We start from the raw sequence: 10897 nt of genomic DNA, 5'->3' as shown, positions 1-10897 counted from the left end.
TACGTCCATGTAAGCTCGGTCGCCGCATCCATGCGGCTCACGCCCCCGCAACCGGACCCACCCCGCCTTCGACAGATTTCCATGATCTGCCGCAACGGCATGAGCTGCTCCTGGTGGGTGTCGACCTTGGTCGACACGTTTGGGTCGGTACGGGGTCGGATCCCGTTGCTTCGCAACGGGCTCTGACCCCCGTGCGTAGATAGCATGGTCTGTTCGATTCATTGATTCCTGATGGGTGACTGGGTTCACGGAGCCTGGCTCCACGTCGCCCGTGGGCGGCGGTCATCGCAATGACATGTGCCCCCGGTACGGTTTCAGCCCGCTTGCGGGTCGCGCGCGGGCCGGGGTTCCGGTCGTGGTGCGCGTCCACTGCAGGCGCTGTCGCTGCCGAGGGTCATGTGTTCTACGTCAGGGGGCTGAATGGACACCACGCGGTCAGAACCTGGAAGGTGGCCATCGCCGCATGGCTGCTGCTGTCCTTTGCCGCTGCCGCACAGGACGCGGTTCATGCCTACGACATCCCTGCGCAGCCGCTGGAACAGGCGGTCGAGCGCTTCAGCGTCATCAGTGGGTGGTCGGTGATGTACCCCGGCGACCTTGCTTCGGGCCGCAGCAGCCATGCGCTGCGCGGGAGCCTGGCGCCGCTTGTGGCGCTGGAGTCGCTGCTGCAGGACACCGGGATCGAGGCCGAGGTGATCGGCGAGCAGCGTGTGGTGCTGCGCCGGGGCAAGCCCTCGGCCGCGGAACCCGATGTTGGCTTGGGGCTTCCCGAGGCCGAACGCCGGCGTCGCTACGGCGGGTTGCAGCAGCGGCTGCGTGCGGCGTTCTGTGACAGCCCGGAGATTGCGCCCGGCCGCTATGCCGCAACGCTGCGCTTTCGCATCGACGGCGCGGGCCAGGTGAGCGAGCCCGAGCTGCTGTCCGGCAGTGGCAGTGATCGCCGCGACGCACGCCTGCTGCAGGCGCTGCACGGCCTGGTGCTGGCGGCCGAGGCCGCCGCGCTGCCACAGCCGGTGACGCTGCAGATCCGTCCTTCCGGCACCGACCACGACTGCGGCCGGCGCGCGCCCCATCCATGACTTCAAGGATTCGAACATGAACAACGGTACGGCTGGGGCGGTTGATCTGATGGACCACCTTCTGGGTGCCTACGACGAGCTGAAACGCCGGTTGGTGCGCAAGCTCGGATCGGAAGAGCTGGCCGGCGACGCGCTGCAGGACACGTGGATGCGCCTGAGTGCGCGCCGTGACCGCCTGGACGCGGTGCAGAACCCTGCGGCCTACCTGCTGCGGATGGCGATGAACACCGTGATCGACCGCCAACGCGCAGACCACCGCCTGCTGAGCCTGGAGGAGGTGGATACGCTGATGGACATGGCCGACCCGGGGCCGGGGCCGGCGCAGGCGGCTGAGCTGGACTTCGCGCTGGAAGACATGGTCGGCCTGCTGCAGCGCATGCCCGAGCGCCGTCGTCGCATCCTGCTGGCGATCCGCGTTGATGGCCTGCAGCAGCGCGACGTGGCCGACCACCTCGGTGTGTCGCTGCGGTTGGTGCAGCGGGAGCTGAAGGCAGCCCAGGACTACCTGGCCGAACGCAGCGGGCAGGGGCGCCAGGTGCGGTTCTGAGCGACGGCATCCGTCTACACTTTGACGCCGAGCAGAACCCCGCAGCGTGCGGGTCCGGCATGAGCTCCCATGGATCCTGACGACCGCCCGCAACGCCCGCTGGATGCCGTTGAGCGTCAGGCCCACGCGTGGGTGGTGCGGCTGACCTCGGGCGAGGCGACCGCTGCCGATGGGCGCCGGTTCCGTGCATGGTGCGAGTCCGACCCGCGTCATCGTGAAGCGTTTGGCCGTGCGCGCCGGCAGTGGGAGCAGGTGCGGCTGGCCGGCGAGCGACTGCCCGCCGCCGCGCGCCAACCGGTCGCGCCGACGCCGGCCCAGCGCTGGAGCCGGCGCGCCTTCCTGGGCGCTGCGGTGGCGGCGCCGGCCAGTCTGGTGGTGGTGGCGGCGCTCCGCCCGCCGCTGGGATTGTGGCCGTCGGTGACGGCGATGGCGGCCGATTTCCACACCGGCACCGGTGAACGACTACAGATCGCGCCCTCGCCGCAGCTCAGGATCGAACTGGATACGCAGAGCAGCCTGCGCCGCCGCGCGCACGCGCAGGGCGAAGGCTTCGAGCTGGTGCAGGGCCAGGCCGCGATCGAAACCGGTGCTGGCCTGCGCCTGGCACTGTTCGCGGGCCCGGGTTGCGTGATTGCCGATGAAGGTGCGGTGCGCCTGGACGTGCGCAACACCCACGGCCAGGTACGGGTGACCTGCCTGCAGGGTAGCGCCCGTATCGAGCACCCGCAGGGCCGCCTGCAGCTGCAGGCCGGCCAGCAGACCCGGTTCGACGAGCGCCTCAGTGGCGTCGTGGCCGAGGCCGTGGCTTCGGAAGTGAGTGCCTGGACCGAAGGCATGCTGGTCTTCCGCCGTGCACCGCTGCGCGAGGTGGTGGACGAGATCAACCGTTACCGGCGGGGCAAGGTACTGCTGGGTGAATCGGCATTGGCGCGCGCGCCGGTCAGTGGCCGCTTCCGCATCGATGATCCGGATGCGGCGCTGGAGCAGCTGCGACTGACGATGTCGCTGGATCTGCGTCGCTTTCCGGGTGGCATCGCCGTCCTTGGATAGATGAAGGCGCTGGCCGTGCGCACCGCGCAGGGCTGTTGCAAGCGAGGAGAGGCCAAGGATGCGCAACGAGACCATCGGTGTGCTCGATCTGCGTCGCAATCTGTCTGCATTGCTGGAAACCACCCAGCGAAGGCCCCTGATGGTGCATCGTTATGGTTCGCCCTGGGTGTGCGTGGTGTCTGACGCGCAGTGGCAGCAGCAGGCGGTGCTGCTGGACTTCAATCCGCAGTCACACCCACTGGCGATGCTGCTGCGGCTGCAGCAGCAGGAGATGCCCTTGGTTGAATCCGGTGCGCTGCCGCCTGCGGCGCTCGCACGCGCACTGCTGTTGGCGGACATCCATGGCATTGACGATCTCACGCAGCTGCATGAGCAGGTACTGCATCATCGGCTCTGGCACTGGTTCGTGGCGGGCGCCCATGGGGTGATGGACGGGTGGCAGCTGCCCGCGCTGCGCGTCGCGCTGGCGTCATGGTGCGATGACGTGGACATGACCGATGCACTGGTCGCATTCGCTGCCCGCAGCGACGTGGCGGTACTGGCCCGCCGTTGTGGGGGTGACGCACCGCGGCTGCAGCGCGAAGCCTGCAGGCGGATGACGCTGCGATGACGTTGCCGATGAAGCGCCACCCCGTGCACAGAGTTGCATTCGCGGTGTCGCTTCACTTGCCTTGCTGACGTCTTCTCCAGAGTACGACGCACCACGCGTCGCGGAGCACGGGCGGCGCAGATGGAAGACAGTCGCAGGATCAGCATGCTGGAGCTGGATCGCCACCTGAGCCAGTCACTGGAGCAGGCACGGCACACGCCCCTGAACGTGCAGCGTTACGGGCGCTCGTGGGTCTGGGTGCTGTCCAGTGACGCCTGGGCGGATGCGGCGCGCTGGGCGGCACTGGACAGCAGTTCGCATCCACTGGCGGCACTTCGAAAGGCCCTCGACCTGCGGCTGTGGCCCTGGCCCGACGCGGCCATGAGCGCGCTGCCACTTGGCGCAGCCGATGCGCGACTGCTGCAACGTGCGGCCTTGCTGGTGATCGTGCGTGACCTCAACAGTGCGCAGCGTGTGTACGACGACCTGCGCTACCACCAGGCCTACCGCATGTTCATCGGCCTCGACCACGGCACCGCGTGGTCGCCGACACAGTGCGTGCGCCTGCTGCAGGCGTGCGTGCATCCGTTGCTGCGCGAGTGCATCGACCAAACACTGGCCAGCGTGCCGCCGCACCTGCTCGAGGCGGCACGCGTGCCGGCTGCACGTGCGCCCGCACAGGCAACCGCGCAGCGAATCGCAGGCGGATGTTTATCGTACTGACACATGCACCGCTGACCATGGTGCAGCGGTCTCTTCCGGGATGACGAGGGCGGAACAATGGCAAGGCAGGCAGGTGGTCGCAGGGCTCGGCAGCAGGGCTTCAGCCTGATCGAGATCATGGTGGTGGTGGTGATCATCGGCATCCTTGCCGCGCTGATCGTGCCGCGGTTGATGGACCGTCCGGACCAGGCGCGTGTGGTGGCGGCGCGCCAGGACATCGCGGCGCTGATGCAGGCGCTGAAGTTGTTCAAGCTGGACAATGGGCGCTATCCCAGTGCCGAACAGGGCCTGCAGGCGCTGGTGAAGCCGCCGCAGGGCAGCGGTGCGTTGCCGGTGACGCCGTACCTGGATCGCCTGCCGAATGACCCGTGGGGCCATCCGTACCAGTACCAGGTTCCAGGCACTCATGGCGACATCGATGTGTTCTCGCTGGGTGCGGACAGCAAGCCCGGTGGCGACGCCGGGAACGCAGACATCGGCTCCTGGCAGCTGTGAGGCGTGCTGATGGCAGCCCGGACGCGTTCGGTTTCATGCATCCACCAGCGTGGCGTGGCGGTGATCGTCGCCTTGCTGGTGGTGGCATTGGTGGCCGTGATTGCCACTGCGCTGCTGACCCGGCAGTCGGCGCAGCTGCGCGCGCTGCGCGGCGACCAGTTGCGCGCACAGGTACGCATGGCGGTGGATGCCACGCTGGAGCGTGCGGCGCAGCAGCTGCGTGAGGATGTCCAGGAACAGCTGACCACGGTGCGCAGCGGGCGCTGGGCGCGCCCGTTGCAACTGCAGGCGCCGTTGCCGGTGCAGCTGCAACTGGTCGATGCGCAGTCGATGTTCAACCTGCGCAACCTGCTGGCACAGGGCAGGCCGGACCCCGAGGCGCGGGGCGCGTTCGTCGCGTTGTGTGCCGGGCAGGGGCTGGGCCAGGGCACCTGCGCATCCGCGGTGGACCACATCCAGGCCCGTCTGCGCGACGGCGATATGCCGGCGCAGGCGCCGCTGCCGCGCGAATCACTGATCGAACAGGCGCTGGCCGGCGCCGACCCGGTGGCGTTGCAGGCGCTGGCGCGGCGCACCGTGGTGTTGCCGGCGCAGACCCTGGTCAACGCCAACACCTGCGACCTGAGCGTCCTGCAGGCGGTGGCGCCTGCGGTGGAACCGGCAAGGCTGCAGGCGCTGCTCGCTGAGCGCGACGCCGGTCACTGGCTGCTCAACCGCGGTGACATCGCCAACCGACTCGAACTGAGCAACGAACAGATGGCCGTGCTTCCGCTGGGTATCCATAGCGAGTGGTTCCTGGCCGTGGGCCGGGTGCAGGCTGACGGCAGCGCGGTTGATTTTCGCGCGCTGCTCTGGCGCGAGTACCGCGACGACGGCGTGCGTGTGCAACGCGTGTGGACGAGGATCGGCGCATGACCGTGCAGCTTCGGGTGCGCTTGCCGGTGCTTGAGCGTCTGCGCGCCGACAGCGCGGTGGACTGGGCGCAGCTGCACAAGGGCGAGGTGCTGGCTCACGGCCGCGACACGCTGGCGGCGCTGGGTCTGCGGCATCCGCGGGCCACGGTGCATGCCTGCCTTGATCCGAACGACCTGATCCTGCTGGAACTGCAGCTGCCGCCGCTGTCGGGGCGCCGCCTGCAGGCGGCGTTGCAGGGCGAGGTGGAGGCCATGCTGCTGGATGACCTGCAGGAGGTGGCGCTGGCCCACGGTGCGCAGGCGGCAGACGGTACGGTTCCGGTGGCCTGGCTCGGCCAGCAGGCCATCGCGCAGGCGCAGCAGCTGCTGGCCTCGTGTGCGCTGCAGCTGCAGGCGTTGTATCCGACGCCACTGCTGCTGCCTTGGCAGGACGGCCACGCCACGCTGCAGGTCAGCGGCGAGCATCTGCTGGTGCGCAGCGGGCGCGATCGGGGACTTGTCCAATGGTATGGCGGACGTGACGCGTCTGCGGTGATGCAGGCGTTGGCCACCCGCCTGCAACAGGCCGGCGTGCGGGCCGTGCAATGGATCGACAGCGTACCGCCGGCGTGGCCGGACAGCCTGCCGGGCACCGCAGTCGCGCATGAACGGCAGGCCTGTGGCCCTTTGCCGGGGTGGTCATTGCCGCTGCCCGGCGCAGGCCGTCAAGCGCCGCGACTGGCGATCGGCCTGGCACTGGCGGCGGTGCTGCTGGCTGCACTTGGCCTGCAGTGGCAGGTCTCGCGTTGGCGGGTCGAGGGTGAGGCGCTGCAGCAGGACATGGCACGGCAGTTCAGCGCACGCTTTCCGGAGATCACCGACGTGGTGGACCCGGTGTTGCAGGCAAGGCGAGCGCTGGCGGTTCCGCCGCCAGCGCCGCCGTTGCCGGCGCTGCAGCGTCAGGTCGCCAGCACGCTGCATGCGGTTCCGGAGCTGGCGGGTCAGGTGCACAGCCTGCACTACCAACCCGGGCAGGTGTACCTGGAGCTGGACGCCGATGCCCAGGCATTGGCCGACGATCCACAGCGGCTTGAGCACTGGCAGCAAGCGATGCAGGCGCAGGGGCTGCAGCTGGCGCGCGACGCCGGTGGACGCCTGCGGGTGAGCGGAGCGGGACAGTGACGACCCGAACCCTGCGGCTGGGCGAGGGGCTGGCGGGCCTGCAGCAGCGCTGGCAACGCCTGCCACCGCGCGACCGGCTGATGCTGTGGGTGATGGTGGTGGCGCTGCTGGTGGCGGGCCTGTGGTCGTTCTGGCTGGAGCCCCTGCTGAAGCAGCGCACGCACTGGCAGGCCGAACTGCCACGGCTGCAGGCGCAGCATCGCGCACTGGCACCGCTGCTGCGCGCCCGTGAGCGCCAGCAGCTGGCGCAGGGCCAGCATCCGACCCTCGCCGGGCTGCGTGACCAGATCAAGTCCGCCGGTCTGGCTGGCGGCCTGCATATCGAAGCGCGCGACGGGTGCTGGCACCTGCAGGTACGGGCCGTACCCGCCGATGCGCTATGGAACTGGCTGCTGCCGCTGCTGGCCGACCCGGCCATCGAGTTGCAGCAGTTGCAATTGACACGCACAGGGGATGCGAACATGCCGGCGGCAAGGATTTCCGGAAACATCGTGATGGTGGCTCCTGCGGGTGCCCATCCATGAGGGCGATGCGCAGCCTTGCCTGCAGTGCCGCATTGGCACTGATCGTGGGCATGGCCCACGTGCCGGCGCCGGTGGCGGCGCAGGACACAGGCGATGAGCCGGTGCAGCTGAACCTGGTGGATACCGATATCGGTGGTGTGCTGCGCATGGCGGCGCGCTTCACCGGACGCCAGTTCCTGGTCGACCCACGCGTGACCGGCAAGATGACGGTGGTTTCCGATGGCCCGGTCAGCCGTACCCAGGCCTACCAGCTGCTGCTGGGCGCACTGCGCATGCGTGGCTTCGCCGTGGTCGAGAACGGCGGCGTCAGCCGGGTGGTGCCGCAGGCCGATGCCAAGCTGCTCGGTGGCCGGGTGGGTAGCGGTGGTGCAGGGGGCGAGATCGCCACGCGTACGTTTGCGCTGCGCTATGAGAATGCGGCGGCGCTGGTGGCTGTGCTGCGGCCAATGATCAGCCCGGACAATCCGATCACCGCCAATCCAGGCAACAACACCCTGGTGATCACTGACTACGCCGACAACCTGGAGCGCATCGCGCGGGTGATCGCCAGCGTCGATACACCGGCCGGTATGGACACCGATGTGGTGAAGCTGCAGCAGGGCATTGCCGTTGACGTAGCGGCGATGGTCGCGCCGCTGCTGGATGCGCAGGGCGCCGAGCCGGGCCAGAAGGTGGTGGTGATGGCCGACCCGCGCAGCAACAGCGTGCTGCTGCGTTCCAGCAGCCCAGGCCGCACCCGCCTGGCGCGGCAGCTGGTGGAGAAGCTGGACCGCGCGCAGGACGAGTCCGGCAACCTGCATGTGGTCTACCTGCGCAACGCCCAGGCCAACCAGCTGGCCGGTGTGCTGCGTGGCGTGGTGGCCGGACAGAGCGATGCACCGGCCATGGGCAGCAACGAAGGCATCACCCCGCTGCCGGGTGACGCCAACCGTTCCACGCCCATCCAGCCGTCGCAGTCGCAGCAGGCCAAGACCGGTGGCAATGCGCTGGAATCGCAGCGGCTGGACCCGAACCGCCGCGACCCGATCGACGCCGGCAGCACCGGCTTCAGCCAGAACGGCATTTCGGTACAGGCGGACGTGGCCACCAACACCCTGCTGATTTCGGCGCCGGAGCCGGTGTACCGCAACCTGCGGCGGGTGATCGACCAGCTCGACCAGCGCCGTGCGCAGGTGCTGGTGGAAAGCCTGATCGTGGAGGTCAACCAGACCGACGCGGCCGAGCTGGGCGTGCAGTGGATGCTGGGCAATGGCCGTACCTTTGGCGGCACCCACTTCGGTGGCGCCACCGGCGGTAGCGGGCTCAATACCGGTGCGCGTACCACGCTGGACGTGCTGCCCAAGGATGGCCTGAAGATCGGCGTGATCGACGGCACCATCAACCTGCCCGGTGTCGGCCAGATCCTCAACATGAAGGCGCTGGCCACTGCGCTGCAGAGCAAGGGCGGCGCCAACATCCTGTCGACACCGAACCTGATGACGCTGGACAACGAGGCAGCCAGCATCATGGTCGGCCAGACCGTGCCGTTCGTCAGTGGCCGCTACGTGACCGACGGTGGCGGCGGCAGCAACAACCCGTTCCAGACCATCGTGCGCGAAGACGTGGGCCTGAAGCTGCGGGTGCGCCCACAGATTTCCGAGGGCGGTACGGTGAAGCTGGACATCTACCAGGAAGTCAGCAGCATCGACGCGCAGAGCGCGAACAGCACGGCCGGCATCATCACCAACAAGCGCGCACTCGATACCAGCGTGCTGCTGGACGATGGCCAGATCATGGTGCTCGGTGGCCTGCTGGAAGACAGCGTCAGCCATGGCCGTGATGCGGTGCCGGGGCTGGGGAAGATCCCGGTGCTGGGCGCCTTGTTCCGCAGCGACACGCGCAAGCGCGCCAAGACCAACCTGATGGTGTTCCTGCGCCCGCACGTGGTACGCGACCCGGCCGCCGGACAGCGCCTGACCCGCGACCGCTACGACTACATGCGCAATGCGCAGGCCGGCGCGCAGCCCGTACAGAGCTGGGCCTTGCCCGCGCTGTCGGCGCCGCAGCTGCCACCGCAGGACCTGTCGGTACTCGGCCAGGGCAATGCGCGCGATGGCCACGGCCAGCCGTTGCAGAGCACCAGCCTGGCAGCGTTGTATCCGGCCGGTGACGGCGATGCGCAGCTGGTGCAGTTCGCACAGGGGCTGGAGCCGAGCCGTGCCAGCCAGAGCGTGGCGCAGGTGCGGGCGCTGGGCCTGCAGGCCTACGCGGAGGCGACGCCGGGCGAGGGTGGGCAACGCCTGCGCGTGCGGCTGCCGCGTGATCCGGCGAAGTTGGATCCGGCATTGCAGCAGCTGCGCGGGCTGGGCTACACGCCGGAACTGGTGATCGGGCCGTGAGCGCCGTTGTGCCGCTGCCATACGCGTGGGTGCGCAGCCACGGCGTGATGCTGTCCGAAGCCGGTGGCGAGCCGGTGCTGCTCGGCACAGCCGACACGGCGGCGTGGGCCGTGGCCGAGCTGCGCCGCCGGCATGGCCCGATTCCGTTTCAGGCCCTGGATGCGGCGACCTGGCAGCAGCGGTTGGGTGAGCAGTACCGTGACGGTGGTGATGCTGCGGCCGTGGTCGGTGCCGCCGAAAGTGAAGTCGATCTGGACCGGCTGATGCAGGACATGCCGGAGGTCACCGACCTGCTGGATGCGCAGGATGATGCGCCGGTGATCCGCATGATCAACGCGCTGCTGGCACAGGCTGCACGCGACGGTGCCAGCGATCTGCATATCGAGCCGTTCGAGACCCATTCGGTGGTGCGCTACCGGGTGGACGGCACGCTGCGCGACATGGTGCAGCCTCGGCGCGCACTGCACGCAGCGCTGGTGTCGCGCATCAAGATCATGGCCCACCTGGACATTGCCGAGAAGCGCCTGCCACAGGATGGGCGCATCGCGATCCGCGTGGGCGGGCGGCCGCTGGACATCCGTGTTTCCACGGTACCGACCGGGCATGGCGAGCGCGCCGTGCTGCGATTGCTCGAAAAGGATGCCGGCCGCCTGCAGCTGCAGCGCCTGGGCATGGCCGATGACACCCTGGCCACGTTCACGGGATTGATCCGGCAGCCGCACGGGATCGTGCTGGTGACCGGGCCGACCGGCAGCGGCAAGACCACGTCGCTGTACGCCGCGCTGGGCCAGCTCGACAGCAGCACCAGCAATATCCTCACCGTGGAAGATCCGGTGGAGTACGACTTTGCCGGCATTGGCCAGATCCAGGTCAACGCGCGCATCGGCATGAGCTTCGGCACCGCGCTGCGCGCGATCCTGCGCCAGGACCCGGACACCATCATGATCGGCGAGATCCGCGACCTGGAGACCGCTCAGATCGCGGTGCAGTCGTCGCTGACCGGGCACGGTGTGCTGGCTTCGCTGCACACCAACGATGCGATCTCGGCGGTGACCCGCCTGGCCGACATGGGCGTGGAGCCCTTCCTGCTGGCCTCGTCGTTGCGTGGTGTGCTGGCGCAGCGACTGGTGCGGCGATTGTGTACGCAGTGCCGGCGTGCCGAGCTGGACGGCGAAGGCCGGACCGTATGGCGCGCAGTGGGCTGCACGGCCTGTGCCAACAGTGGCTATCGGGGACGCACCGGCATCCATGAACTGTTCGTGGTGGACGACCGGGTACGCGCACTGATCCATGAAGGGCAGGGTGAGCCTGCGCTACGCGAGGTGGCGCGGCGGGCCGGCATGCGGACCCTTCGACAGGACGGCCAGCGCTGGGTCGACAGCGGGGTGACCACGCTGGAAGAGATCCTGCGCGTCACCGGCGACGATTGAGGCCTGC

11 protein-coding genes are annotated in these 10897 nt (G+C 68.9%); all 11 read left to right on the top strand.

The genetic code is table 11. The annotated features are described in order from the left end of the window. Positions 1–398 precede the first annotated feature (398 nt). A complete protein-coding gene (locus RCF13_RS26205) occupies positions 399–1079 on the top strand; it encodes a TonB-dependent receptor (RefSeq protein ID WP_308141675.1) in 681 nt (226 codons plus the stop codon). A gap of 16 nt (positions 1080–1095) precedes the next feature. Continuing rightward, entirely contained in the window at positions 1096–1626 is a 531-nt protein-coding gene (locus RCF13_RS26200) for a sigma-70 family RNA polymerase sigma factor (RefSeq protein ID WP_061479455.1), read from the top strand. A 69-nt stretch (positions 1627–1695) separates the two neighbouring features. Further along, the gene (locus RCF13_RS26195; protein WP_061479454.1) at positions 1696–2676 is read left to right on the top strand and encodes a DUF4880 domain-containing protein; all 981 of its coding nucleotides are present in this window, start codon (positions 1696–1698) and stop codon (positions 2674–2676) included. Positions 2677–2734: 58 nt separating this feature from the next. Further along, entirely contained in the window at positions 2735–3286 is a 552-nt protein-coding gene (locus RCF13_RS26190) for a hypothetical protein (RefSeq protein WP_005416804.1), read from the top strand. A gap of 120 nt (positions 3287–3406) precedes the next feature. Next, positions 3407–3988, top strand: a complete 582-nt coding sequence (locus tag RCF13_RS26185; RefSeq protein WP_134969476.1) for a hypothetical protein — start codon at positions 3407–3409, stop codon at positions 3986–3988. A 57-nt stretch (positions 3989–4045) separates the two neighbouring features. Beyond that, positions 4046–4483 carry a type II secretion system major pseudopilin GspG gene (gene gspG / locus RCF13_RS26180; RefSeq protein ID WP_005416799.1) on the top strand — a complete coding sequence of 146 codons (438 nt, stop codon included), beginning with the start codon at positions 4046–4048 and terminating at the stop codon, positions 4481–4483. Positions 4484–4492: 9 nt separating this feature from the next. Next, a complete protein-coding gene (gene gspK, locus RCF13_RS26175) occupies positions 4493–5398 on the top strand; it encodes a type II secretion system minor pseudopilin GspK (protein WP_061479458.1) in 906 nt (301 codons plus the stop codon). After that, on the top strand, positions 5395–6558 hold the full coding sequence (gene gspL, locus RCF13_RS26170; RefSeq protein ID WP_134969532.1) for a type II secretion system protein GspL: 1164 nt from the start codon (positions 5395–5397) through the stop codon (positions 6556–6558). Before gspK ends, gspL begins: the two co-directional genes overlap by 4 nt. Next, positions 6555–7082 carry a type II secretion system protein GspM gene (gene gspM / locus RCF13_RS26165; protein ID WP_061479451.1) on the top strand — a complete coding sequence of 176 codons (528 nt, stop codon included), beginning with the start codon at positions 6555–6557 and terminating at the stop codon, positions 7080–7082. The genes gspL and gspM overlap by 4 nt, the downstream gene beginning before the upstream one ends. After that, positions 7079–9460 carry a type II secretion system secretin GspD gene (gspD, locus tag RCF13_RS26160; RefSeq protein WP_231352141.1) on the top strand — a complete coding sequence of 794 codons (2382 nt, stop codon included), beginning with the start codon at positions 7079–7081 and terminating at the stop codon, positions 9458–9460. Before gspM ends, gspD begins: the two co-directional genes overlap by 4 nt. Next, a complete protein-coding gene (gene gspE / locus RCF13_RS26155; RefSeq protein WP_134969530.1) occupies positions 9457–10890 on the top strand; it encodes a type II secretion system ATPase GspE in 1434 nt (477 codons plus the stop codon). The genes gspD and gspE overlap by 4 nt, the downstream gene beginning before the upstream one ends. The last annotated feature ends 7 nt before the right edge of the window (positions 10891–10897 follow it).

Source organism: Stenotrophomonas maltophilia group sp. RNC7, from assembly GCF_030910085.1.
Classification (GTDB): Bacteria; Pseudomonadota; Gammaproteobacteria; order Xanthomonadales; family Xanthomonadaceae; genus Stenotrophomonas; species Stenotrophomonas sepilia.
Note: the sequence above shows the minus strand (reverse complement) of the source record. Positions and strands in the feature narration are given on the sequence as shown.